This window comes from Pandoraea captiosa (assembly GCF_902459775.1).
Classification (GTDB): domain Bacteria; phylum Pseudomonadota; class Gammaproteobacteria; order Burkholderiales; family Burkholderiaceae; genus Pandoraea; species Pandoraea captiosa.
The window spans coordinates 34,873-60,146 of sequence record NZ_CABPSQ010000013.1; the positions used below are offsets into that span (position 1 = coordinate 34,873).

Annotated in this window: 16 protein-coding genes; 11 read left to right on the forward strand and 5 right to left on the reverse strand. The window is 64.3% G+C overall.

Annotated elements, in window-relative coordinates; genetic code table 11:
* The first annotated feature begins 176 nt into the window (after positions 1-176).
* Together PCA31118_RS22925 and PCA31118_RS22930 are read left to right on the forward strand one after the other, a co-directional pair.
* Positions 177-1,217 carry a porin gene (locus PCA31118_RS22925; protein ID WP_150627286.1) on the forward strand — a complete coding sequence of 347 codons (1,041 nt, stop codon included), beginning with the start codon at positions 177-179 and terminating at the stop codon, positions 1,215-1,217.
* A gap of 103 nt (positions 1,218-1,320) precedes the next feature.
* On the forward strand, positions 1,321-2,613 hold the full coding sequence (locus tag PCA31118_RS22930) for an NCS2 family permease (RefSeq protein WP_150627287.1): 1,293 nt from the start codon (positions 1,321-1,323) through the stop codon (positions 2,611-2,613).
* A 99-nt stretch (positions 2,614-2,712) separates the two neighbouring features.
* On the opposite strand, the gene PCA31118_RS22935 is transcribed toward PCA31118_RS22930, so the two are convergent.
* A complete protein-coding gene (locus PCA31118_RS22935; RefSeq protein ID WP_150627288.1) occupies positions 2,713-3,438 on the reverse strand; it encodes a GNAT family N-acetyltransferase in 726 nt (241 codons plus the stop codon).
* 105 nt (positions 3,439-3,543) lie between these two features.
* Here PCA31118_RS22935 and pdxR point away from each other — a divergent pair, with 105 nt between their 5' ends.
* Positions 3,544-5,133: a MocR-like pyridoxine biosynthesis transcription factor PdxR gene (pdxR, locus tag PCA31118_RS22940; RefSeq protein ID WP_174990571.1), complete on the forward strand. Its 1,590-nt coding sequence runs from the start codon at positions 3,544-3,546 to the stop codon at positions 5,131-5,133.
* Between the two features lie 77 nt (positions 5,134-5,210).
* Here pdxR and PCA31118_RS22945 read toward each other — a convergent pair whose 3' ends face one another.
* Both PCA31118_RS22945 and PCA31118_RS22950 read right to left on the reverse strand, forming a co-directional pair.
* A complete protein-coding gene (locus tag PCA31118_RS22945; protein WP_246190393.1) occupies positions 5,211-6,467 on the reverse strand; it encodes an MFS transporter in 1,257 nt (418 codons plus the stop codon).
* 142 nt (positions 6,468-6,609) lie between these two features.
* Positions 6,610-11,598 carry an NAD-glutamate dehydrogenase gene (locus PCA31118_RS22950; protein ID WP_150627289.1) on the reverse strand — a complete coding sequence of 1,663 codons (4,989 nt, stop codon included), beginning with the start codon at positions 11,596-11,598 and terminating at the stop codon, positions 6,610-6,612.
* 218 nt (positions 11,599-11,816) lie between these two features.
* Here PCA31118_RS22950 and dbpA point away from each other — a divergent pair, with 218 nt between their 5' ends.
* Both dbpA and PCA31118_RS22960 read left to right on the forward strand, forming a co-directional pair.
* Entirely contained in the window at positions 11,817-13,256 is a 1,440-nt protein-coding gene (gene dbpA / locus PCA31118_RS22955) for an ATP-dependent RNA helicase DbpA (RefSeq protein ID WP_150627290.1), read from the forward strand.
* Positions 13,257-13,301: 45 nt separating this feature from the next.
* Positions 13,302-13,904: a hypothetical protein gene (locus tag PCA31118_RS22960; protein ID WP_150627291.1), complete on the forward strand. Its 603-nt coding sequence runs from the start codon at positions 13,302-13,304 to the stop codon at positions 13,902-13,904.
* Positions 13,905-13,919: 15 nt separating this feature from the next.
* Here the strand turns inward: PCA31118_RS22960 and PCA31118_RS22965 are convergent, their stop codons facing one another.
* Positions 13,920-14,879, reverse strand: a complete 960-nt coding sequence (locus PCA31118_RS22965) for a LysR family transcriptional regulator (protein ID WP_150627292.1) — start codon at positions 14,877-14,879, stop codon at positions 13,920-13,922.
* Positions 14,880-15,123: 244 nt separating this feature from the next.
* Between PCA31118_RS22965 and PCA31118_RS22970 the strand changes: the two genes are divergently transcribed.
* The 6 genes from PCA31118_RS22970 to PCA31118_RS22995 all read left to right on the forward strand — a co-directional run bounded on the left by PCA31118_RS22970 (position 15,124) and on the right by PCA31118_RS22995 (position 23,944).
* Complete coding sequence (locus tag PCA31118_RS22970; RefSeq protein ID WP_174990572.1) at positions 15,124-16,380, forward strand: D-amino acid dehydrogenase; 1,257 nt, start codon at positions 15,124-15,126, stop codon at positions 16,378-16,380.
* A gap of 146 nt (positions 16,381-16,526) precedes the next feature.
* Positions 16,527-17,426, forward strand: a complete 900-nt coding sequence (locus tag PCA31118_RS22975) for a transporter substrate-binding domain-containing protein (RefSeq protein ID WP_150627294.1) — start codon at positions 16,527-16,529, stop codon at positions 17,424-17,426.
* An 86-nt stretch (positions 17,427-17,512) separates the two neighbouring features.
* Positions 17,513-18,241: a cysteate racemase gene (gene cuyB, locus PCA31118_RS22980; protein WP_150627295.1), complete on the forward strand. Its 729-nt coding sequence runs from the start codon at positions 17,513-17,515 to the stop codon at positions 18,239-18,241.
* Between the two features lie 522 nt (positions 18,242-18,763).
* Positions 18,764-20,545 carry a putative bifunctional diguanylate cyclase/phosphodiesterase gene (locus tag PCA31118_RS22985; protein ID WP_150627296.1) on the forward strand — a complete coding sequence of 594 codons (1,782 nt, stop codon included), beginning with the start codon at positions 18,764-18,766 and terminating at the stop codon, positions 20,543-20,545.
* A 22-nt stretch (positions 20,546-20,567) separates the two neighbouring features.
* On the forward strand, positions 20,568-22,067 hold the full coding sequence (locus PCA31118_RS22990; RefSeq protein WP_150627297.1) for an HDOD domain-containing protein: 1,500 nt from the start codon (positions 20,568-20,570) through the stop codon (positions 22,065-22,067).
* Between the two features lie 506 nt (positions 22,068-22,573).
* Positions 22,574-23,944 carry a nucleobase:cation symporter-2 family protein gene (locus PCA31118_RS22995; RefSeq protein ID WP_150627298.1) on the forward strand — a complete coding sequence of 457 codons (1,371 nt, stop codon included), beginning with the start codon at positions 22,574-22,576 and terminating at the stop codon, positions 23,942-23,944.
* Here PCA31118_RS22995 and PCA31118_RS23000 read toward each other — a convergent pair.
* Positions 23,941-25,125 (reverse strand): hypothetical protein, encoded by a 1,185-nt coding sequence (locus tag PCA31118_RS23000; protein ID WP_150627299.1) that lies wholly within the window; start codon positions 25,123-25,125, stop codon positions 23,941-23,943. The two genes, PCA31118_RS22995 and PCA31118_RS23000, sit on opposite strands and share 4 nt — an antisense overlap.
* Positions 25,126-25,274 lie beyond the last annotated feature (149 nt).

A 25,274-nucleotide genomic window follows, 5' to 3' on the forward strand; every position in this document is an offset into this window, starting at 1 on the left:
CGCGTGATATTTCGTGTGAGGCAACTTGATAATAATGATCACGCCTCAACGCAACACCGATAACCGCGCGATGCGAAGTCAGTGTGTCAATGACTCAGGCGTGCCCCCCTTGCACTCTTCGGTGAAAAGAGACAGTCCGAGGCACGCACATACGAAAACGAGACGGAGACACATTCATGAGCAAGGCAGCAGGTTGGCTGCGAGGCGCGCTCGCGCTCGCAGTTTGCGGCGCGGCGGGCGTCGCGCAGGCGCAATCGAACGTATCCCTTTACGGTCAGGTCGACGCCTGGGTCGGCGCGGCCAAGGCCCCCGGCGGTGAACGCGCGTGGACCCAGGGCGGCGGCGGCATGTCGACCTCGTACTGGGGGATGAAAGGATCGGAAGACCTGGGTGACGGCCTCAAGGCCATCTTCACGCTGGAAGACTTCTTCCTGCCGCAGAGTGGCCGTTACGGCCGCTTCACCGGCGACAGCTTCTTCTCGCGCAACGCCTACGTCGGCCTGCAATCGAATACGCTCGGCACGGTCACGATGGGCCGGCTCACCACGTCGTACTTCGTCTCGACGATTCTCTTCAACCCGTTCGTCGATTCCTATACGTTCAGCCCGATGGTCTATCACACGTTCCTCGGCCTCGCCGGTCAGGGCATTGTGGGCGACTCGGGCTGGAGCAATGCCGTGATGTACGCCACGCCCGACTACAAGGGACTCGGCGCGAGCTTCTCGTATGCGTTCGGCAACAAGGCGGGCGAGACAGGACAAAACAAATGGAGCGCCGCCGCGATGTACTTCCACGGCCCGCTCGCCGCCACCCTCGCCTACCAGCAAGTGAAGTTCGACTCGGTGCCCGACGATCAGGCCGGCATCACCGGCTTTCGCAATCAGCAGGCGGTGCAAGCCGGCCTCACGTACGACTTCAGGATCGTCAAGCTCTTCGGGCAGTATCAGTACATCAAGAACACCATCACCGGCGGCAATCTGACATCCAATGGCGGACAGCTCGGCTTTACCGTGCCTTTGGGTGGCGGCAACGTGATGGCGTCCTATGCTTATACGAAGAACTCGGGCGCGAACAACAGCAGCCGCAACACCTGGGCGATCGGCTACGACTACAGCCTCTCCAAACGTACCGATGTGTACACCGCCTACCTCAACGACAAGGTCTCCGGTCTGGAAGCCGGGAATACTTTCGGGGTGGGCATGCGCATGAAGTTCTGACAAACTCGTCTGCAAATTCGGTGGCGCGCACGCGCGCGCAGTACAATGCGCGCGCCCCCGCTGCACACGGACAACGGCATAACAAAGTCACAAGGAGAGCACGTTGCTGACCAAATTCTTCAAACTCGAGGAGCATGGCTCCAATGTACGGACGGAAATGGTGGCGGGTCTCACGACCTTCCTGACCATGTCGTACATCATTTTCGTGAACCCGAACATTCTCGGCACGACCGGCATGGACAAGAGCGCCGTGTTCGTGGCGACATGTCTTGCGGCCGCCATCGGCTCGGTCGTGATGGCCTTCGTGGCGAACTACCCGATCGGCATGGCGCCGGGCATGGGCCTCAACGCCTTCTTCGCCTTCACGGTCGTGGGCGCGATGGGCTACACATGGCAGCAAGCGCTGGGGGCTGTGTTCATCTCGGGGTGTCTGTTCATCATCCTGACGGTAACGGGCGTGCGATCCTGGCTCATTGCCGGGGTACCCAAATCGTTGCGATGCGCCATCGCTGCGGGTATCGGTCTGTTCCTCGCGATCATCGCCCTCGGTAACGCCGGGGTGGTCGTCGCCAATCCGGCCACGAAGATCGGTCTGGGCGACCTCCATTCGCCGCAGGCGCTGCTCGCGATCTTCGGTTTCTTCCTGATCGCCGTGCTCGACGCCCTGCGCGTGCGTGGCGCCATCCTGATCGGCATTCTGGTGGTGACGGTGCTCTCGATGGTGCTCGGCCTGAACCAGTTCCAGGGCGTGTTCGCCATGCCCCCGAGCCTGGCGCCGACGTTCCTCCAGCTCGACATTCCCGGGGCATTGCACGCCGGCTTCGTGCACGTGATTCTGGCGTTCGTGCTGGTGGAAGTGTTCGATGCGACGGGCACGCTCATGGGCGTGGCCAAGCGCGCCGGACTGCTCGAAGGCACGCATTACAAGGGGTTGGGACGCGCCCTGTTCGCCGACTCCATCGCGATCTTCATCGGTTCGCTGCTGGGCACGAGTAGCACGACGGCGTATGTCGAGAGCGCCTCGGGCGTTCAGGCCGGTGGCCGCACGGGTCTCACGGCGCTCACGATTGCCGTGCTGTTCATCCTCGCGCTGTTCATCGCGCCGCTCGCAGGCTCGGTTCCGGCCTATGCCGCTGCACCGGCCCTGCTCTATGTGGCAGGCCTGATGCTGCGCGAGTTGCTCGACGTCGAGTGGGACGACGTCACCGAAGCCACGCCTGCGGCACTCACCGCGCTGGCCATGCCGTTCACGTACTCCATCGCCACGGGTCTGGCCTTCGGCTTCATCTCGTACGCCGTGCTCAAGCTGTTCACGGGCCGCGCGAAGGACGTGCATCCGGCCGCCTGGGTCATCGCAGCGCTGTTCGTGCTGAAGTTCGTCTTCTTCCCTGGCTGATCCAGCCACCGCTGTACGTCGTATCGAAGCATAACGTGACAAAAACGGCCCGCCGGACCATGGTTCGGCGGGCCGTTCGTTTTGTGTCTCGCGACGGGCTCAGGCCCGGGCGGCGGCGATCAATGCGGCCAGTCCAGCACGGTGCTGGCCGTGGGCGTCGAAATTCTCCGGCGAAAGCCACTGCTCGAAGCCACGGCTGATGGCCGGCCATTCGCTGTCGATGATCGAGAACCACGCGGTGTCCCGGCTTCGGCCACGATAAACGATGGCCTGTCGGAAGATGCCCTCGAACGTGAAGCCATAGCGGGCGGCCGCGCGACGCGACGGCGCGTTCAGTGCGTCGCACTTCCACTCGTAGCGGCGATAGCCGAGTTCATCGAACGCGCGACGCATCAGCAGATACTGGGCTTCCGTTCCCGCACGCGTGCGCTTGAGCAACGGCGAATAGGCCACGTGGCCGACTTCCACCACACCGTTCGCCGGATCGATGCGCATGAGCGCCAGCGTCCCGACGGCTTTGCCGGTCACGGTATCGACGATCGCGTGATGCAGCGGATCGGTGGACGCCGCGAGTTTGGTGGCATAGGCGTAGTAACTGTCGAAGTCCGGGAACGGACCGCCGCTCATGTAAGTCCAGTCCCGGCCGTCGGGGGCGGTGGCATAGGCGTCGAAGAGGTCTTTTGCGTGACGCTCCACGTCGATCGGCTCCAGACGGCAGTAGCGCCCCTGGATCGGCGTGCGCGGCGGGAATGCACGTGGCTTCCAGTCGGGCAGCGGCGGGCCGATCGGCTGATCGTAATCGTTGAAGTTCGGGGCGTCGGTCATGGCTGTCTGATCTCCGGCAAGTGGCTGGCAAGATGGTGGCGATACTTAAGTTATCGCTTCGGTGGTACGATGAAAAGCACCACTCAAAGCCAATCTCTTGGTGCCATGACTTCGCTGCCCAAATCCCGACTCGCCGCCGCCGAGCCTGCGCCCGAAAACGTCGCCGCGCTTTTCGACAGTCCGCTTGCGACCGGCCCGGGTCGCAGTACCTCGCTCCAGAAGCAACTGCTCTCGCGTCTCAAGCATGCCATTCTGGAAGGACGCCTGCCTGCCGGCGCGCGGCTCCCGGCGTCGCGCACGCTCGCCGAGGACCTTGCCGTCTCGCGCAACACCGTGTCGATCGTCTACGATCAGCTCGCCGCCGAGGGCTTCATCGTCCCGCACCGGCTCGGCACACGTGTCGCGCAGCTTTCGCTCGATCCGGACATCGCCGCGCAGGCGGCACAGGTGGCCAAAACGATTGTCCGAACGCACACCACGCAGGCCGCGCCCGCCATCGCGACGCAAACCGGCAGCACGCCGCTCGCTTCGCGCCGCATCCAGCGCCTGCCCGCCACGCGCCACGCCGCGCGCGCCGACGAAACGCCGCTGCCTTTCACACCGGGCGTGCCCGCCCTCACCCGCTTTCCGGCCAGCACGTGGCGTCGTACGCTGGAGCGTGTGATGCGCGAGGCGCAGCCGCGTCACTATCATTACGGCGACCCGCTCGGCGAACCGGCGCTGCGCGATGCCATCGCCAGCCACCTGCGCATCTCTCGCGGCGTGCGCTGCGACGCGTCGCAAGTCGTCATCACGGAAGGCGCGCATGAGGCATTGATTCTTTGCGTGCGTCTGCTCACCGACCCGGGCGATACGGTGTGGATGGAAGACCCCGGATATCGCGGCGCGAAGGCCGCCTTCCATACGAGCGACGTGCGCTTGCAGGCGTTGCGTGTCGACGACGAGGGCATCGTGATTCCGGAAGGTCTTTGGGAACGATCGCCGCCCCGGCTGGTGTATGTGACGCCATCGCATCAATACCCGCTCGGGAGCGTGTTGTCGGCGTCGCGCCGCCTCGATCTGATCGCGCAGGCGCGACGCCACGGCGCATGGATTCTCGAAGACGATTACGACAGCGAGTTTCGCCATCAGGGCGAACCGATCGCCGCGATGCAGGGCATGGTGCCGGACGCCCCTGTCGTCTACGTCGGGACATTCAGCAAGACGATGTTCCCGGCGTTGCGCCTGGGCTTTCTGATCTTGCCGACGACGCTCGCCGCACAAGCCCGCGACGCGCTCGATGAACTCCTGCGTGGCGGCCATCGCTTCGAGCAGCTGGCGCTCGCGGATTTCATTCGCAGCGGGCAGTTCGCACGGCATCTGGGACGGATGCGGCGGTTGTACCGGGAGCGTCAGACGGCGTTGCGCGAGGCACTGGCCACGCACTTCGATCCCGCATACGCGGTCATCGGAGAGCGCTGCGGATTGCATCTGACGGTACGTCTCGATCCCGCGTTTCCGGACAAGGCAATCGTGGCGGCGGCGCAGCGCGAAGGCATCGGCCCGCGCGCGCTGTCGAGCTTTGCGCTAGACCCGCAGCCGGCGGACAACGGGCTGGTGATCGGTTACGGAGACACGGACGCGTCTCGCATTCCCGGGCTGGTCAGGCGATTGGCAGCGATCGTGGCGGCGCAAGCCGGGCAAACGAGCGCGTAGCGGTGAACGCCGACCTCCGTCCACGACGGACGGAAGGACCGCGGCGATCAAGCAGAATCAGGCCAAATCAGGCCAAATCAGGCCGAAGACGCGGTCCGCGTCGGCTTGCCGCCCGGCTCGCCAGAGGCTTCGGTGCCATGCGCCGCGCCGACGCGCGCATTGCGCGACATCCACAGCGTGAGAAGGACAGCGGCAATAGCTGCCAGCGCCGCGCACAGATACACCTCGGCGTAGCCGTACGCGCCGACGATAAGACCCGCCACCGGCCCCGTTACGCCGAGCGCGACATCGAGAAATACGGAGTACGCCCCGAGGGCCGCGCCACGGTTCTGGGCGGGCACGAGGTTCACCGCGGCCACACCCAACGACGGGAAGACGAGCGAGAAGCCTGCCCCCGAGAGTGCCGCGCCGAGCAGCGCCGTAAAGCCGGTCGGTGCGATACCGAGCACGATCAGGCCGAACGCTTCGAGCGCGAACGAGGCCATGGCGACGCGATAGCCGCCGAAGCGCCCGATGCTGCTGCCCAGCAGCAGACGCACGCCCATGAAGCACAGTCCGAATGCCGTCAACGCCAGCGCGGCGTTATCCCAATGATGGCTGGCGTAGTAGAGCGTGATGAATGTGGAAATGGCACCAAAGCCGATCGAGCCCAGTGCAAGGCCCATGCCGAACGGCAGCACGCGCCCCAGCACGGCGCGAAACGCCAGACGTTCGCCGTGAATCACCGGCGTTGCGCGCTTCATGCGCGCCAGCAGCAGACCGAGGATGCCGGAGGCCGCCACCGCGCCGCCCACCGCCTCGATGCCGTACGCATTGTTGAGCGCCACACCGAGCGGCGCGCCGAGGGCCAGCGCACCGTAAGTCGCCACACCGTTCCATGAAATGACACGCGCCGTGTGCGACGGACCCACTTGCCCGATGCCCCACATGATCGCGCCCGTGGACACCCAGCTCTCGCCGAAGCCGAGCACCAGACGTCCCGCAATCAGCGCGAACAACGCCAGCCACGGCACGCCGCTGAGCACGCCGCCCAGTGCGACGAGCAACCCCGAGGCCCCACACGCGACAAGACCGCACAGGACAGTACGCTTCGGGCCCCATGCGTCGGCGGTGCGTCCCGCATAGGGGCGGGAGAGCAGCGTGGCGAGATACTGAACGCTGATGGCCAGCCCGGCGATCACCGAGCTATACGCCAGATCCACGTGAACGAACGACGGCAGCACGGCAAGCGGCAGGCCGATCGTCAGATAGCAGAGGAACGTGAAGAACACGGTGGAGACGATCTGCAACGTCGTGGCGAACTGGCCGTTCGCAGGGCGGGTGTCGGTAGGCATTGCGCAGGGGATCAGGAATCGACGAAACCCCAGGACGCGACAACCCGCACGACGGGCAAGCATGCGTGCGGGTTGACTCGATCCTAGGGTTTTCCCGGATCATACGCCGGTTTGCCACTTTTGTGTAAACGCTTAAAAAACCCTAACGCCCAACCTCCGCCAGCGATTTCAGGCTGACCGACAACATGGCAAGGTCCGCGTTGCCTGTCGCGACCTGATCGGCCAGCACGCGGTGATAGCGGGCGAGCGCTTCGGCATGCGCGGTCTGCCAGTTCGCCACCAGTCGGCTCGCAGGGCTGCCCTGTGCGGTCTCGTCCGACGGCGCAGCGTCGCCCGGCCCACGGCTTGCCCGGTCGAGCACGCTCGCGGTCAGACGTCGCCGCAAGACCGACAGTTCTTCGAGCAACGTGGCGCGCGCGAGTCGCTGCCAGTGCGTCTGCATCGGCAGACCGAGCACGCCGGTGTGCAGCCAGCCGTAGCCGAGCGGCGCATCGAGTGCGAAATACACCTGCGCCGCGAGCGCCGGCTCGCATCCGGTGGTGCTGGCGACTTCGGCAATGTCGAGCAGCGCCACGCGCGCCCCGATACCCGCCGCCGTTTGCGCGAGCAGCGGTGGCACCCCGGCGTCGATCATCGCCTGACATCGGGCTTGTGCCTCTTGCGCCGCGTCGCCGCTCACCAGCGTGTCGAGTGTCGGCAAGATGGGATCGAGCACACTGCGCAAGCGCGCGACGGTCTGCGGTACATCCGTGAGCCGCCGACGCAGGAACCACAATGTCGCCTGCTCGTGCCACTGGTCGAGCGCAGCGAAGAGCGACGCCTGCGTTTCATGCGACACCCGGGCGTCCAGCGCATCGATATCGCGCCACAAGGCGTCCAGTCCGAAGGCGCCGCGCGCAGCTAGACTTGCCCGCACAACGTCCGCGGGCTCCGCCCCGGTCTCTTCGCTGAGCCGATGAACAAACGTCACCCCGGCCCGGTTGACAAGCGCATTGGCCTGCATCGTCGCGAGAATTTCCCGTTTGAGCGGGTGACGCTGCATTGCCGCGCCACAGCGGGCGGCAAGCGGTGTCGGAAAGTAGGATGGCAGCCCCTCGGCGACGAAATCCGCGTCCGGCAGATCGCTTGCCAGCAACAGGTCGTACAGCCACATCTTGCTGTAAGCCATCAGCACCGCCCGCTCCGGCGAGGTCAGCCCTGAACCTGCCGCGCGGCGCGCGTCGAGCGCTTCGTCATCGGGCAGAAACTCGATAGCGCGCGCCAGCCGCTGCGCCCTTTCCAGATAGCGCATGAAACGTGCATCTGCGTCGAGCGCCGCCGCCGAGCGCAGCCGGCCAAGCGATAACGCCTGCGTTTGCAGATAGTTGTCACGTAGCACGAGCGTGCCGACTTCCTCGGTCATTTCCGCGAGCAACGCATTGCGCTGCTTCAGTGTCATCTCGCCATCGGTGACGACGAGACCCAGCAAGATCTTGATGTTGACCTCGTGGTCGGAACAGTCGACGCCCGCAGAATTGTCGATGGCATCGGTATTGATGCGCCCGCCGTGTTGCGCATACTCGATGCGGCCGAGCTGCGTGAGCCCGAGATTGCCGCCCTCGGCCACGACCTTGCAGCGCAGCTCCGCCCCATTGACCCGCAGGCCGTCGTTCGCCCGGTCGCCGACCTGGGCGTGCGTCTCGGTGCTTGCCTTGACGTACGTGCCGATGCCGCCGTTGTAGAGCAGGTCGACGGGCGCCGTGAGCAGTGCGCGCAGCAGATCGTTGGGCGCCATCTCGGTGGCATCGACCCCGAGCCATTCCCTGATTTGCGGCGACAACGCAATCGTCTTGGCCGTACGCGCGAAGATGCCCCCGCCCGGCGAGATCAACTTCGCGTCGTAGTCGGCCCAACTGGAACGCGGCAACTGGAACAGCCGCTCACGCTCCGCAAACGACGTCGCCGCGTCCGGCGTGGGGTCCAGGAAGATGTGGCGATGATCGAATGCGGCAACGAGCCGGATGTGCCGCGAGAGCAGCATGCCGTTGCCGAACACGTCGCCCGACATGTCGCCAATGCCCACGACCGTGAAGTCCTGCGTTTGCGTATCGACGCCCATCTCGCTGAAATGCCGCTTGACGGACTCCCACGCACCGCGCGCGGTGATGGCCATTTTTTTGTGGTCGTAGCCGACGGAGCCCCCCGAGGCGAAAGCGTCGCCCAGCCAGAAACCGTATTCGGCGGAAATGGCGTTCGCGTAGTCCGAGAACGTGGCCGTGCCCTTGTCGGCTGCGACAACGAGATAAGGATCGTCGCCGTCGATGCGCACCGTCTGCGGCGGCGGCACCAGTTGGCCGTCGACATAGTTGTCGGTGAGGTCGAGCAGTCCGCGCAGAAACGTCTGATAGCAGGCCACGCCTTCGGCCAGATAGGCGTCGCGATCGCCCGGCGACGGCGGCTGCTTGACCACGAACCCGCCCTTCGAGCCGACCGGCACGATGACCGTATTCTTCACCATCTGCGCCTTGACCAAACCAAGCACTTCGGTACGGAAATCCTCGCGACGGTCCGACCAGCGCAGGCCACCACGTGCTACGCGCCCCCCACGCAAATGCACGCCTTCGACGCGGGGCGAATACACCCAGATCTCGAACATCGGCTTGGGTTCGGGCAGCCCCGGCACCTTCGACGGATCGAACTTGAACGACAGGTATGCTTTGTGCGAATCGTGCGGGTCATGCGAGCTTTGCGCGCCGCCTTGGAGGGCGTCCTTCGCGCTCTGGAAGTAGTTGGTACGCAGCGTCGCTTCGAGCACCCCGAGGAACTGACGCAAAATGCGGTCTTCGTCGAGATTGGGAACGTCTTCGAGCGCCGCATGGATTTGCGCACGGAGTTGCTCGGCACGCGAATCGCGGACATCCGCACTGAGCGATGGGTCGAAGCGTGCGAGGAACAGACGTACCAGCATGCCCGCGATCGACGGGTTGCCGGTCAGCGCGTTCTCGATATACGCATTGCTGAACGTCGAACCGACCTGCCGTATGTACTTCGCGTACGCCCGCAAAATGCGCACCTCGCGCCACGTCAGGCCCGCTTGAAGCACGAGGCGATTGAGATCGTCGTTCTCGACGTCGCCCGCCCAGATGCGGGCGAAGGCGTCTTCGAAGCGCGCGCGGGCGTGCTCCAGGTCGACGTCCGCGCCATCGAGACTCGTCATGCCGAAGTCGTGCATCCACACGACGCCGGTATCGGCCGGCTCGATGCGGTACGGGCGCTCGTCGTTCACGCGCACGCCAAGGTGTTCGAGCATGGGCAGGCTGCGCGACAGGGCGATCGGCTCGCCCGCCTGATAGATCTTGAAACGCAACGTGCCGGGCGACGCTTCCAGGGGCCGGTACAACTGCATGGCGAGCGGCGTGGCGCTACCCATGCCGGCCGTGTCCGAGGCGCCGGTTTGCGATGCGGGCGGTTGCGCGCTCAACAGGGGCTCGATCAATGCCACGTCGCGCACGGCCACGCGTGCGGCGTAATCCTCGCGATACCCCGCAGGAAACGCCTGCGCGTAACGACGCATTGCGCGCGTACCGCGTTCTTCGCCGAGTTGCTCGCGCAGGGCGTCCGACAGATCGTCCTGCCAGCGGCGGGTGGTCTCGACGATGCGGGCTTCCAGGTCGTTGACGTCGACGTCCGGCACCTTGCCCGGTTCGGTGCGCACCGTGATCTGGATGCGCGCGAGCATCGACTCCGAGAGTTGCGGCGTGAATTCGACACTGGTGCCGTGATAGGCCGCGAGCAGGAGGTTCTGCACGCGGATACGAAGATCGGTGTTGAATTTCTCGCGCGGCACGAACACCAGACAGGACACATAACGGTCGAAGCGATCGCGTCGCACGAACAGCCGCGTGCGCTGACGCTCCTGCAACCGCAAGATGCCCATGGCGATGTCGGCAAGCTGATCGACCTCGATCTGGAACAGTTCGTCGCGCGGATACTGTTCGAGAATCGTGGCGAGTGTCTTGGCGAGGTGCCCGTTCGGCAGGAAGCCCGTGCGCCGGATGACTTCGGCGACCTTGCGGCGCACCAGCGGAATTTCGTCGGCAGGCACCATGTACACGGTGGACGTGTAGAGGCCGAGGAAGCGCCGCTCACCGCATACGTTGCCTTGCGCGTCGAAGCGTTTGACGCCCACGTAGTCGAGGTACCCGGGCCGATGAACGCTCGCGCGCGAATTCGCTTTCGTCAGGAAAATCGGCGCACTGGCCTGCACGATGCCAATGGCCCCCGGCGACAGGCGAGTCACGTCGGGCGTGCTGGCATCGCGCCGCGACTCGCGCAACACCCCCAGCCCCGTGCCCGTCACGCCTTGCAGATAGTGTTCCCCGTCGCGCTCGACCAGTTCGTAGTCGCGATAGCCTAGGAACGTGAAGTGACGCCCGAGCATCCAGTCGAGGAACGCCTGCGCTTCGTCGATCTGGGTGCGCTCATCGGCGCTCACGTCCTTGCGCGCGGCGCGTTGCGTGAGGGATTCGATGGCTGCGTGGGCGGCGGCCTGCATGGCCCGCCAGTCCTCGACCGCCGCCCGTACATCGCCCAGCACGCGTTGCAGGCCGTCGGCAAGCGCCTGAATGCGCTCCGGCTCCGAGAACCGGTCGACCTCGATATGGATATACGATTCGAAGCGGCTGCCGTCGTCTTCCGTCGCCTCGCCGCCGTTGCTGCTGCCCGGGGCGACACTCAGTCGCTTGCCCGTCGCATCGCGCCGAATGCGATAGACGGGGTGGAACGCCGAATGCAACGCCAGCCCCTGACGGTTGATTTCCATCGTCACCGAATCGACGAGGAACGGCATGTCGTCGTTGACGATTTCCACGACGGTATGACTGCAATGCCAGCCGTGCTGATCGAGCGTGGGGTTGTAGATGCGGATGCGCGGCTCGCCGGAGACGAATTTCTGGCCGAGTTGCCAGTGCGCCATCGCTGCGCCGTAAAGATCGGCGACACTGCGCGAGACGACATCCTCGGCGTCGGCCAGACCGTAGTAATGCCGGACGAAGGGCTCGAACAAGGCGGCCACACCGGGCGCGCGCTCCTGGGCCATCGTGACGACTTCCGCCATGTGGTGGCGGACCTTCTCTTCCGAATTCGCGGGCATGATCACCTCGGCGGGGATGGACGAGACAGCGACTGGCAGGTTGCCTGCCCCTGCCCGTCCACGGCGCAACAGACACGATCCCTCAGACGCACCAACATGGGACCCGCATAGGAGCAGCAAGCGACAGCCAAGGCCATGCTACGCCCGGCGGCCCCGCGCTGGCAACGGCGGCTTGCCCTGTCCGACATATACCCTATATAAGGTCGGTATAATCGCGCATGAACTCAAAAGCCACCGATTCGCGCAACGACAGCGCCCCCACGACGTCTGCGAGCCCGGCGTCGTCCTTCTCGAGCCTGCCGCTCTCGCCTGCCATGCAGGAGAACCTCGCACGGCTCGGTTACGCCTCGATGACGCCCATCCAGCAGGCGTCGCTCCCCGACATTCTCGCGGGCCACGACATCATCGCTCAGGCCAAGACCGGCAGCGGCAAGACCGCCGCATTCTCGCTGGGCCTGCTCCAGCGTGTGGACGCGCGCGATTTCGCCGTTCAGGCCGCCGTGCTGTGCCCCACGCGCGAGCTCGCCGAACAGGTTGCGCAGGAAGTGCGCCGCATCGCCCGCGCCGAGGACAACATCAAGGTGCTCACACTGTGCGGCGGCGCCCCGCTGCGCCCGCAGGCCGACAGCCTCGCGCACGGCGCGCACGTGGTCGTCGGCACCCCGGGTCGCATCATGGATCACCTCGATCGCGGCACGCTCTCTCTCACCGACGTCAAGACACTCGTACTCGATGAAGCCGACCGCATGCTCGACATGGGCTTTTTCGACGACATCGCCGCCGTGGCACGTCAAACGCCCGCTTCGCGCCAGACGCTGCTTTTCTCGGCAACCTACCCCGAAGGCATCGGCAAGCTCGCGCAACGTTTCCTGAAAACGCCGCGCGAGATTCGCCTGGAAGAAAAGCACGACGCCAGCAAGATTCGCCAACGCTTCTACGAGGTGCGCGACGAAGAACGCCTGCACGCAGTAGGCCAGTTGCTCGATCACTTCCGTCCGGTGAGCACGATCGCGTTCTGCAATACACGCGCGCAATGCAATGACCTCACGGACGTGCTGCGCGCCGAAGGTTTCCACGCGCTCACTCTGCACGGCGATCTGGAACAACGCGAGCGCGACATGGTGCTGATCCAGTTCGCGAACCGCAGTTGCTCGGTGCTGGTGGCAACGGACGTCGCCGCGCGCGGCCTGGACATCGCGCAGCTCGAAGCGGTCATCAACGTCGACGTGACGCCCGACCCGGAAGTCTACGTGCACCGCATCGGCCGTACGGGCCGCGCCAACGAAGACGGCTGGGCGTTCAGTCTCGCGTCGATGGACGAAATGGGACGCGTGGGCAATATCGAGGCCGCCATGGGCGCCGAGGTTCAGTGGCACAAGCTCTCGGAACTCACCCCCACGGGCAGCGGCCGCCTGCTCCCGCCGATGGTGACGATCCAGATGCTGGGCGGCAAGAAGGACAAGATCCGTCCGGGGGATGTGCTCGGCGCGCTCACGGGCGAAGCCGGGTTCGCCGCGTCGCAGATCGGCAAGATCAACGTGCTGGAGAACTTCACGTATATTGCGGTTGAGCGCGATATCGCGCCGGTCGCGTTGCGCAAGATGGCCGACGGTCGCGTCAAGGGCCGCAAGGTCAAGGTAAGATTCCTTCAGGATTGATTTTCAGACTGTCCCCTGAGCGCCAGGCGCCACAAGGAGGCTGCAATGAGGTCACTGCGTACCCTGTTGTTCTTCCCTCCGATGTGGCGTCGCCCGCTGCTTCTCGTGACGGCCACGCTGCTGGCCGCATGCAGCACCAAGGGCGTCCCGCCCAACCCCGCACTCACCGAAGACACGCTCGACGAATACGCGCTCGTCATCGTCGGCCTCGACACGCCGTTGCAAAGCACCTGGGGTCCGTGGAATTTCTCGGATTACAGTCAGACGGTCAACGGCATCATCGGCGGCAAGATCACCCGCACACTCAATAGCAATCCCCCCACACGCGGCTACATCGCCATGCGGGTCTCACCGCTCATGCGCAACGAGCGTTTCGGGCCGATGGAATTCACGCCCGCCGACAACAGCTATCGCTTTCGCTATTGCAAGGGTCGCAAGGTGCCGACGGTTCAGGTCAAACGCGGAGACGTGATCTACGCGGGCACACTCGTGCTCGACAGCCACGACGGCAAACTATGGCTGCGCACCGAATTCGACATGGCGGGCGCGCGTCGCTTCGTGCAGGCGAACTATCCGTCGCTTGTCGACAAGCTCCAGCCACAGCCGTTCACCTATTTCGAAGTGAAGAGCGAGCCGAGTTGCCGCTAAGTCCGGCCGCGCGAATCAGTCGGTTTGCGGATCGTCGCTCGGCGTCAGCACGATCTCGCGCCCTTCGCACAGCGCGTCGGCACGCTCGCTGAGTTCTGACGCCACATCCGCCAGATGGCGACGCAGCGTGTCCGCCAGCACCGACTCGGGTGCGTGCGCAGGACGCAGCATTTCCACGGGAAACTCGATCGCGGGAGCCACACGATACAGTCGCTGCGCCTGCACATGCGCGCTCGCTGCCGTGAACTGATCGAGCAGCGCGTAGCCCAGACCATGTTCGACGAGCGCAGCGGCAAGCGAATAGGTCTGCACCATGACTTCGGCGTCTTGCAGCAGCGCAGTCTGATCCAGGCGCTCGTTGATCAGCGCGCCCAGCGGCGTGTCGTCGTGTAGTTTGATGAGGTCGCGCCCGGCCAGGGCATCGGCGCTCGCGGGGCCGCGTCGCGAGAGCTTCGGCCACGCGGCGGGCACGGCCAGCACGATATGCCCCTGCGCCACGGGACGACTGACGATGCCGGCCGCCATCGGCGGCGCCGAGACGATACCCACGTCGACCGACGACGTCAGAATCGCGGTGATGGTCTCGCTCGTGTGATGGGTGATGAGTTCGAAGACCACGTCGGGATGCGCGCGCCGCATGCGTTCGATGGCCGCGGGCAACAGACTCTGCGCGAGACTCGGTGTGACGGCGATGCGCAGGTGCCCCACGCCGTGCTGACGCAGGTTGCGCGACGTGGTCCTGAGCCTCTCCAGGTCCGTGAAGATGCGCTCGACGTCCGGGTAGAGCCGTTGCGCTTCGGCGGTCGGCACGAGACGTCCCTTCACGCGATCGAACAGCTTGAAGCCGAGTTGCTGCTCCGCGTGTTGCAACACGCGCGAGACGACCGGTTGCGAGACGTTGAGCAGTTGCGCCGCGCCGCTGGCCGACCCGGTCAGCACCACCGCGCGAAATGTCTCGATATGCCGCAATTTCATGCCTGACGTCGTCTCCCTGTCTTCGATGCCGTGCCGGCGGCGGCGCCGACCCTATAGCCAAAAGACATATGCTGCCTCAAATCCGCATAGGTTACCGAATTTTCTCCCTCTACACTGCGTAGCAAAGGGTGAGAAGACATCCCGCAGCAAGCGCCCCCAAAGGGCCACGCATGATGGCGCCACAGCTAGCCGCGAATTTTTTCCACCTTGCTTTCCCTCGCGTTTTTCGTTGTTATCTATCGTCATGCACATTGGAGTTATCGGGGCGGGCATCGTCGGCCTCGCCAGCGCGTATCAGCTGCTTCGCGCAGGCCACGAAGTTACGGTGATCGACGCCGCACCCGCACCGGGCGTCGGCACCAGTTTCGCCAACGGCGGCCAGCTCAGCTATGGCTACGTGTCGCCGCTCGCCGCACCGGGCGTGCTCTCGCAGTTGCCCTCGCTGCTGTTCTCGCGCACGGGGCCGCTGCGCATCAAGCCGTCGCTCGATCCGGACTTCTGGCGCTGGTCGCTCGCCTTCGTCAAACATTGCAATGCGGCGGCAAACGCCAGTTCCACGCTACGTCTGCTCTCGCTCGGGTTGCATAGCCGCGAGGTGATGCTGGAGTTTCTGGCGCAGGAGTCGGCGTCGTTCGAATACCGTCTGAGCGGCAAGCTCGTGGTGTATCGCGACGCAGGCAAACTCGCCGCCGCCGAACGCTCGCTCGAACTCGCCAATGGCCTGGGCTATGCGCAGCGCCGTGTCGACGCGGCGACATGCGCCGCGCTCGAACCCGCGCTGGGCAAAATCGCCGCAGCGCTTGCGGGCGGCATCCATACGCCGGGCGAAGGCACCGGCGATTGCCAGATGCTGTGCAAGGAACTGGCGCGGATCATTGCGGCGAACCCACGCGGCAAGTTGATGTTCGAGCGTGAAGTGACCGGGTTCGACGTGCAGGGCGGTGCCGTGCGAGCGCTTCGCACGCGCGACGGCGATGTGGCGGTCGATGCCTGCGTCGTGGCGAACGGACTGGCGGCCATGCCCCTGCTTCGCGCAGTGGGCGAGCCGGTCTCGATGTATCCGCTCAAGGGCTATAGCCTGACGTATCGTGGCGCGCCGTCCGATGCGCGCCCGCAGGTCTCCGTGACGGATGCGGACAACAAGGTCGTCTACGCCAGCCTCGGCGAGCACTTGCGCGTGGCGGGCATTGCCGATCTGGTCGGGTACGACTATCGCATCGCCGCCCATCGGATCGCGGCGCTGCGCACACTGTCCACCGGGTTGTTCCCGTCATTGCGCGGCATCCCCGCGCCACTGGAATGGACTGGCATGCGCCCGTCCACGCCGCATGGCCGTCCGATTCTTGGTCGCGCGGACACGCTGGGCAATCTGTGGCTGAACGTCGGCCACGGGGCATTGGGTTTCACGTTGTCGATGGGGGCTGCACGCGCCATCGCCGACGCCATCGACGGCAAGCGTCCCGCCGTCGATCTTGCAGGGTTTGCCCGTCTGGCCGCGTAGCGGCCGGTATCCGACCATGACGGGCCATTGGCATCACTCCCACGGGGATCGTTGGGGGAACGTGTCGGGTTGTATCAGTGTTTTTGGCTTTTGACATTCCAACGGCGCGGACCACCGTGCCATTCATTTCCGATAGGACAGAGACCATGAAGAAGCTGTTTGCTCCCCTGCTGCTCGTCAGCGCCGCCGCCCTGTTCGCCCAAACCGCGAGCGCGCAGGAACTGACTGGCACGCTCAAGAAGATCAAGGACTCCGGCGTGATCGCCCTCGGGGTGCGCGAATCGTCGATTCCCTTCTCGTACGCGGACAACAACGGCAAGACCATCGGTTACTCGCAGGAAATCGCCCTGAAGATCGTCGACGCGGTCAAAAAGGAGCTGAAGGCACCGAATCTGAAAGTGACGGAAACGCCGATCACCTCGCAAAACCGTATCGCGCTGATGCAAAACGGCACGATCGATCTGGAGTGCGGCTCGACCACGCACACCTTCGAGCGCGCCAAGCAAGTGGGCTTCTCGCACAACATCTTCCTGTACTCGATCAAGATGATCGCCAAGACGGGCTCGGGCATCACCGACCTGAACAGCCTGAAGGGCAAGACGATCGTGACGACCGCGGGCACCACGGCCGACCGCATCCTGTCGGGCAAGAAAGGCGAAATCGGCTTCAACCTGATTCAGGCAAAGGACCACGCGGAGAGCTTCCTGTCGGTCAAGGGCGGCCGTGCCGTTGCATTCGTGATGGACGAGCCGCTGCTGTACGGACAGCGCGCCGCATTGCCGGCGGACGAAGCCAAGACCTATGAAATCGTGGGTCCGAACCTTCAGTTCGAAAACTACGCGTGCATGATGCGCAAGGACGACCCGGCGTTCACGAAGGTAGTCGATACCGTCATCGCCGACATGGAGAAGTCCGGCGAAATGGAGAAGCTGTACAACAAGTGGTTCACGCAGCCGGTGCCGCCGAAGAACCAGAACATGAACTACCCGATGACCGCAGAAATGCGTGCCATGTTCAAGGATCCGATCACGAAGGCTTACGACTGATCCTGACGGACCGTCCGTCGTGCGGGGGCCCTGCTCCCGCACCGGGCGATCCCGTTTTTTTGCTGTTCCCGCAGATTGCCATCACCATGAATTCGCACGCCACGCTCGGTATCCTCGGCGGCATGGGTCCCGCCGCCGGTATCGACCTTTGCCGCAAGATCGTCGATCAGCACCCGGCCAACCGCGATCAGGATCACATCCCGTTCATCCTGTATTCGGTGCCGCAGATTCCCGACCGGACCGAAGCCCTGCTGCGCGACGGCGCTTCGCCGCTCGACGGCATGCTCGACGGCGTGCATGCCCTGGAGCAGTCCGGCGTCGGCTGCATCGCCATCGCCTGCAATACCGCTCACGCCTGGCTCGATGCGCTGCGGCGTCGCACCCGGCTGCCGGTACTGGACGTCGTGGAAGCCGTTGCGGGCGAGTTATCCCGATGCGTGCCGCCCGGTGCGCCCATCGGCCTGATGGCCACCGAAGGCACGCATCACGCAAATGTCTACCGGCCCCGACTGGAAGCGCTCGGCTACCGATTCGTCTCGGCGAGCGAACCGCTTGCGCATCAGACGCTGGTGAACGAAGGCATTCGCCTGACCAAGGCTGGTGAGATTCGCCGTGGCGGCGACGCGCTTGCCATGGCGATGGAGCAACTGCTTGCCGCCGGCGCGCAACGCGTCATTCTCGGCTGCACCGAAATCCCGGTAGCGCTGGCCACTTGCGAAACCCCGCTCGGACGTTTCGGTCTGGATGCCTCCGCCGCGCTCGCCCGCGCCTGCATCGACTGGTCCCTCGCGCACGAGGCGCCCGCCCACGCCTGATGTATCCGATGTGCCGATCGGGAACAGCGCTCGCCGTCGGCACATTCTCAATTTCCGGGTTTGACTCTCACCCGCCGCGAATCGCAAGCCCGCCCTCCGATACTGCGTTCGCGCCGCTGTTGCGATGTTGCATCGCAATGACAAAAATCCACGATTGCAGTGCCCTCAAGTGGCTCGCGCTTGGGTAGACTGGCGCACGCAAGTGGATCGCACCGGTGGAAATACCGGTGGCATGGAGGTGTTCCGGCGGACGATCTCGACCGAACGACGGTCGGACGCCACCGGCCGTGCCGGAAATATTCCCGATTGCCTTGTAGGAAAAAATCCAACACGGAAAATCCGGCGGAAAGCGGCGTGAAACGGGGAGTTGAGGTCACCAAAATCGCTGGCGTCTTTAGCTATAATGGCCCACAATCCATCGGACACCTGCCGGACCAAGGTCCGGCCATGAGCGCGTTTGCCTGAACGGGGAAGCACATGAGCGGCAGCGCGCTCGACGTGATGCATGCACAGACAACAACAATGAGTTCAGATCGACTCCCAGCCGGTGTGCCTTTGGTCGAGCCTTCGACCCTGGCATCGGCAATCGCCGAGGCGAATGCCGCGGCGCCGGCCCCGGCGCTATCCCGGGCGCTGGTCGAGCTGACCGGCGGACTATCGGCACACGTTGCAGCCGATGGCCGTTTCCTTTTCATTGCCGAAGCTTCCCTGCGCCTGCTCGAATACTCGCGCGAGTACATCGATCACGCGACGCTCTTCGAGCTGACCGGCATTGAAGACGTTCCCCTGCTGCAAGATGCCTTTTCCGCCGCGCAGACCCTCGGTCCCCAGCAGTGCACCGTTCGCCTGCTGCGCGGACTGACCGACCGGGTCTGGATGCGGCTGCGCATTGCCCAATACACCCCGCGCGTCGGCGGGGCTTCCGGCGCGGGCGCCACGTTCATCGTGCACGGCGAAGACATCACCGCGTTCAAGGAAAACGAAGCGCGCCTGTCCGATCTCGCCGTGCGCGACGCGGTGACCGGTCTGGGCAATCGTCAATATATTCAGCAATGCATCGTCGAGACGATCCAGCACGCGCGTGAAGGCGGCCCGAACTTTGCCGTTGCGCTGCTCGATCTGGACGGCTTCAAGAAAGTCAACGACTCACTTGGCCACGACGTGGGCGACCAGTTGCTGCGCGACGCCGGTCAGCGCCTGATCGCCCAGATTCGCGAGACGGACATGGCCGCACGCATGGGCGGCGACGAGTTTGTTCTGGTGCTGCCCGGCTGCGACAACGAACAGGCGCTCGGCGGCATCATGAAGCGACTGCTCTCGGCAGTGCAGCAGCCGTTTCAGGTCGGCGACCAGTTGCTGCACCTCACGACGAGCATCGGCGTTTCGTTCTATCCGCAGCACGGCGACTCCGCCGGCCTGCTGATCAAGCATGCCGATGCTGCCATGTATTGCGCCAAGGATCGCGGCCGCAACGGTCTGTTCGTCTACACGGACGATCTGGGCGACCTGCATCGCAAGGCGTTTTCGCTGGAATCGGCAATGTTCGAGGCGATTCACAACGGTGAATTCAGCCTGCACTACCAGCCGATCTGCGACCCGATTTCGCTGAACGTGAAGGGTGTCGAGGCACTGATGCGCTGGCATCCGGCGCTCGGTCCCGTCTCGCCGGCCGAGTTCATTCCGCTGGCCGAAGCCAACGGTCTGATCAACCTGCTGGGCGGCTGGGCGCTGCGCGCTGCCTGCATGCAGCTCGCGCGCTGGGATCGCACCCGGCTCGACGGCCTGTACATGTCGGTCAATGTCTCGGCACAGCAGTTTCACCATCCGTCTTTCCCGAGCCTCGTGTGGCAGGCCATTGCCGACTCCGGCGTAGAAGGTCACCGGCTGGTGCTCGAAATCACGGAAAGCGTGCTCATGCGCGACCCGGAGCAGGCCAATCTGGTGCTGCGCGAGTTGCAAACGCTGGGCGTGCGTTTCGCCGTCGACGACTTCGGCGCGGGCTATTCGAGTCTGGGATACCTCAAGCGCTTCCCGCTCTCTGCACTCAAGATCGACCGCAGCTTCGTCAAGGACATGCCGACGTCACCGAACGACCGTACGATCGTGACCGCCGTGCTGGGTCTGGCGCGCGAGCTGGGCCTGTCGTCGGTCGCCGAAGGGGTCGAGACGGAAGAACAACGGCAGATGCTGATCGATCGCGGCTGCCATTCCATCCAGGGCTGGCTGGTGTCCAAGGCCTTGCCTGCGGGAGAACTGGAGGCGGCCTTTGCGAGCGGGCGTCTCAACGTGGATACCGGCCACTGACCGGACAATCCCGCCAGCTACCATGAGTCTTACCAAAGAAAAAACGCTCGAATTGATGTGGCAGCGCATGGCCGAGCGCGGCGACTTTCCGTCGCTGCAACGCTCGGTCACGGGCATCGTGTCCGCCATGCAGAGCGAGAACACCAGCACCGCCGATCTGGCGTCTTCGGTGCTCTCCGATTTCGCGCTCACCCAAAAGGTCATTCGTCTGGCCAACTCCGCCATGTATGCGCCGTTCGGCTGCAACGTGACGACGGTCTCGCGCGCGATCATGATTCTCGGTGTCGATACGATCGGTCACCTGGCATTGAGCCTGAAGCTGCTCGAAGGCTTCGGTGAAGTGGCCGCGCGACGCGACGACATGGCGCGCGAGCTCGCCCGCGCCACGCTGGCCGGCGCCTTCGCGCGCGACATCACGTCGAAGAATGGCATTCGCGACGGTGAGGAAGCCGTCGTTTGCACGTTGCTGCATCATGTCGCGCGCTTGCTGGTGACCTACTGCTTCCCCGACGAATGGGTGCAGATTCAGGGAATCGCGGTGGCGCAAGGTATTAGCGACAGCGATGCCTGCGAACAGGTGCTGGGCATCTCGTTCCCGGAACTGGCCGAAGCAGCGGCGCGCAAGTGGGGGTTGCCGGAATCGATTGCGACCAGCATGCGCCCGATCGATCTGGAGGGCGACGCCCCGTTGTCGCATGCCGACTGGCTGTGCGCCGTGGCGAACATGTCCAACGAGATGGTCATGGAACTCACTCGCGGCGCGGATCCCGGCCGTCTCGCGGAGCTTGCCGAGCGTTATGCCGACCGCCTGGCGCTGGACATCAGCGAGGTGGTATCCGTCGGCGAGGAAATGGCGCGCGACACGAGCCATCAGGAATTCATCGCGATCGGCACCGGCGCATCGAATACGCGTCAGCCGCCGGCAGGCAAGCCGCTGGATTCGGCGCGACGCTTGGCCGACGGGCTCTCGGAAGTGCGCGCCGCGACCAGCGAGACCGACGCCGTCGGCCTGCTCAACCTGACGCTCGAAGCGATCCTGCAATCGTTGGGTTTCGTCAACTGCGCAGCCTTCGTGCGCTCGCCGGCGGGCAAGTGCTTCGAGATGCGATTCGGCATCGGGCGCGACGTGCAACCCCTGCTGGGTCTCACCTTCCCCGAAGCGTTCGAACCGGACGTCTTTCACCTGGCTCTGACCAACGGTCGCGCGATCCTGATCGACAACGCCCGCGAGCCGCGCATCGTGCCGCGTATTCCGCTGTGGCACCGTCAGCACTTCTCGAACGTGAAGTCGTTTTTCCTGCTGCCGGTGCGCCAGCGCAACCAGACCGTGGCGCTGCTGTACGGCGACTGGGGCGGTGCGTTGTGCGCAGGGGGCATCGGTCCGAAGGAAATGGAGTTCCTGCATTACATGGGGGACGAAATCTCCAGCAAGCTCGAGAGCGCGGCGCAGCAAAATGCCGCCACGGGCAACACGAGCGATTCGCTGGCCCGCAAGCCGTCGGGGACGACCGGCATGCGGTGAGCGTGCATTGAGATAGCCACGCGCCATCACGCCTCGAACGAGGCTCTGGCTGACGCCCGTCCGACTGTCGTCGACGGGCGTTTCTGTTTGCGCCGCGCCATGGCGTCGGGCGATGTCGCCGGGTTTCATATGCCAAACGCAATCTTTAGTATTGCGAATCCAGTATGTTGCCGTGCGGTCATCAGGCAATGCCCCGCGCGTACTGGATGATTCGAACGCACCCGACCGGCGATGCGCCGGAAGAATCCGCCGCTGCCGACGCCCTGTCTCCCATACGGCATAAGGCTTTCCTGCGTTTTCCGTCACGCCGTTGCTCAGGCGTACCATGTCGCCAGACCGAAGTTTTTCTCCATGACTGCGCGTCGATAGCGGGTCATGCGCCGCCCTCGGCACGTTCGCGTGTTTTTTGACACGACTCGCTGGCCTCCGATAAAAAATTTACGCTCGGTTCCACCTTGTGAATCACACCTAGTCAATCAAATCGTACGGACGGATCAGGAGAAGACATGACGCCATCTGCTGCAGCACCGGTGCATCCGGTCGACGAACGCCTGCCGCTGCCCAAGTTGTTCACGCTGGGATTGCAACACGTGCTGGTGATGTATGCGGGCGCGGTGGCGGTACCGCTGATCATTGGCGGCGCGCTCAAGATGTCGGTCGATCAGATCGCGTTTCTCATCAACGCGGACCTTTTCGCCTGCGGTATCGCCACCCTGATTCAGACCCTCGGCCTCTGGATTTTCGGCTTGCGTCTGCCGATCATGATGGGCGTGACGTTTACCGCCGTCACCCCGATGATCGCCATCGGCACCAATCCGGATCTCGGCCTGCTCGACATTTATGGAGCGACGATTGCCGCCGGCATCATCGGCATTCTGATCGCCCCCTTCATCGGCAAGCTGCTGCGGCTATTCCCGCCGGTGGTCACGGGCACCGTCATCACGGTGATCGGCATCTCGCTGATGGGCGTTGGCATCAATTGGGCGGCGGGTGGGTTCGGCAATCCCGACTACGGCAACCCGCTGTATCTGGGTGTGTCGTTTGCGGTCCTGCTGTGCATTCTGTTCATCACCAAATACGTGCGGGGATTCTTCGCCAACATTGCGGTGCTGCTGGGTATTCTGTTCGGCACGATCGTCGCGATCGTGTTGGGCAAGGTGTCCTTTGCCGGGGTATCGGAGGCGCCGTGGTTCGGCTTCGTCATGCCGTTCCATTTCGGCGTGCCGCGCTTCGACCCGATTGCCATCGCCACGATGACGCTGGTCATGCTCGTGACGTTCATCGAGTCGACCGGCATGTTCCTCGCCGTGGGCGACATCGTGGGTCGGCCGGTCGATCAGAAGACGTTGGTGCGCGGCTTGCGCGTCGATGGCCTGGGCACGTTGATCGGCGGCATTTTCAACACGTTCCCGTACACCTCGTTTTCGCAAAACGTGGGGTTGGTCGGCGTGACCGGCGTGAAGAGCCGTTGGGTCTGTGCGATGGGCGGTGTCATTCTGATCGTGCTCGGGTTGTTTCCGAAGGTCGCGCACGTCGTGGCGTCGGTGCCGCAGTTCGTACTGGGCGGTGCGGGCATCGTGATGTTCGGCATGGTGACGGCTACCGGCATCAAGATTCTCTCGACGGTGGATCTTTCGAAGAACCGTTACAACCTGTACATCATCGCGATCAGCATTGGTGTGGGGATGATTCCGGTGGCATCGGACAAGTTCTTCATGAAGCTGCCGCATGCACTGGCGCCGTTCTTCCACAGCGGCATTCTGCTGGCGTCGATCAGCGCGGTATTGCTCAACGCGCACTTCAACGGTCTGCGCAGCGAAGCGGAAGCGAGCGCGCTGGCCCAGGAAGCAGGGAAACAGGCCGACGCGGCGCATTAGACGCGCTGAGCGACGATCCCGGCATGGCCGCCCAGCGTGTCGACGACAGGCGTCTGGGCCCCATGCACCGGGCGCTCGACATGGGAGCCGCCGAGCCATTCGCGCCAAAGGCGACGCAGTACGGTTTCCGAGGCGAAGTCCCGTGGCGCCGATGCCATCGCGCCACGACCGATGGTTTTGGCGGCCGCGCGCCCCATCGCCTGAAATATGTCGCCGTCATGGGCGACCAGATTGGCGTACGCGACCTGATCGGTGGCATCAGAGAAGTCGGGGACCATCAATCGCAAATAGAACGGCAACATCTCTTCTAGCGACGACGTCGAGGCAGGAAATGCCAAAAGCGACGCGGCCCGCGCCCGCGTCTCGAATTCGGCCAGTGATTTTTCCATGCTGCCGAACGCCCTCGCCTTGAACGAATCCTGCATGCCGGCGCAGTACAACACCGCGGATTTTCTATTCCGGTCGTCGGCTCCCATCACGGCGGTTGAGACGAGCACCATCCCGGGCACCGTCAGCCGTTCAATACGTTGGGTGCCGTCGAGGCGAACCCCGATCTCCACGGTGTACGTGAAAAGCTTGTTGCCTCTGTGATCGACACGATTCTGCGTGGTGGGATGCTCGCACACGGCGCGCATGAGGTTGGCGATCAGGCGCTTGGCGGGAAGCGTCGTGTCAATCTCCTTGTCGATGCGAGAGGCAAGGACGTCGGCATTCCAGGTCGCGACCGTTTGCAGCGTGTCCGGTTGTTCGAGCACCGCTTCGGCGAGCGACGCCGCGGTTTCGCGGCCATGATCCTCCGGCAACCCGACGCGTGCCCAGGCGAGCGCCGCGTCGATCAATGGCGTCGCCGACGTGAACGTCGCCGGGTCCTGATGAGGCGTGAGGCAAATCCACGGTCTGTCGTTGCTTCTGTCGCTGTTTCTGTCATTGTCGTTCGGCCACTGCGAATGTCCGGCGCCGATCAGGATGTCGGCGACGATTTGTCCGACCGAGCCGATCACGCGGTACTGTCGCTGCGGCGGGTCCGCTTCCCGGTCCGCGCTTCCTTCATCGAGAGAGACACCGACCAGAAGGTTTCTCGGCCGCATGTCGTCCGGGAGAGCCAGAGACGAGAAGATTTCCCGTGGCAGATCGTCGAGTCTGGCGTCGATGGTGTCGACGCGTGTGGCGATGGATGCCACGTCCTCGCGTAACGCGCTAGGCGGCGTCGCCGTGGCAGGCATCGACCGAAGTCGCGTCGTCGTCGACACGTCACACCGTGTCGTTCGCGCGCTTTCCTGCGTCAATGCGGATGGCGCCGGCGGAATCGGGCAATGATGGGAGGAGACGG

What these genes read in the sequence shown, in the direction of transcription:
- PCA31118_RS22925 (WP_150627286.1), top strand. Translation starts at nt 177, where the DNA reads ATGAGCAAGGCAGCAGGTTGGCTGCGAGGCGCGCTCGCGCTCGCAGTT.
- PCA31118_RS22935 (WP_150627288.1), bottom strand. Translation starts at nt 3,438, where the DNA reads ATGACCGACGCCCCGAACTTCAACGATTACGATCAGCCGATCGGCCCG.
- pdxR (WP_174990571.1), top strand. Translation starts at nt 3,544, where the DNA reads ATGACTTCGCTGCCCAAATCCCGACTCGCCGCCGCCGAGCCTGCGCCC.
- PCA31118_RS22945 (WP_246190393.1), bottom strand. Translation starts at nt 6,467, where the DNA reads ATGCCTACCGACACCCGCCCTGCGAACGGCCAGTTCGCCACGACGTTG.
- PCA31118_RS22950 (WP_150627289.1), bottom strand. Translation starts at nt 11,598, where the DNA reads ATGCCCGCGAATTCGGAAGAGAAGGTCCGCCACCACATGGCGGAAGTC.
- dbpA (WP_150627290.1), top strand. Translation starts at nt 11,817, where the DNA reads ATGAACTCAAAAGCCACCGATTCGCGCAACGACAGCGCCCCCACGACG.
- PCA31118_RS22960 (WP_150627291.1), top strand. Translation starts at nt 13,302, where the DNA reads ATGAGGTCACTGCGTACCCTGTTGTTCTTCCCTCCGATGTGGCGTCGC.
- PCA31118_RS22965 (WP_150627292.1), bottom strand. Translation starts at nt 14,879, where the DNA reads ATGAAATTGCGGCATATCGAGACATTTCGCGCGGTGGTGCTGACCGGG.
- PCA31118_RS22970 (WP_174990572.1), top strand. Translation starts at nt 15,124, where the DNA reads ATGCACATTGGAGTTATCGGGGCGGGCATCGTCGGCCTCGCCAGCGCG.
- PCA31118_RS22975 (WP_150627294.1), top strand. Translation starts at nt 16,527, where the DNA reads ATGAAGAAGCTGTTTGCTCCCCTGCTGCTCGTCAGCGCCGCCGCCCTG.
- cuyB (WP_150627295.1), top strand. Translation starts at nt 17,513, where the DNA reads ATGAATTCGCACGCCACGCTCGGTATCCTCGGCGGCATGGGTCCCGCC.
- PCA31118_RS22985 (WP_150627296.1), top strand. Translation starts at nt 18,764, where the DNA reads ATGAGTTCAGATCGACTCCCAGCCGGTGTGCCTTTGGTCGAGCCTTCG.
- PCA31118_RS22990 (WP_150627297.1), top strand. Translation starts at nt 20,568, where the DNA reads ATGAGTCTTACCAAAGAAAAAACGCTCGAATTGATGTGGCAGCGCATG.
- PCA31118_RS22995 (WP_150627298.1), top strand. Translation starts at nt 22,574, where the DNA reads ATGACGCCATCTGCTGCAGCACCGGTGCATCCGGTCGACGAACGCCTG.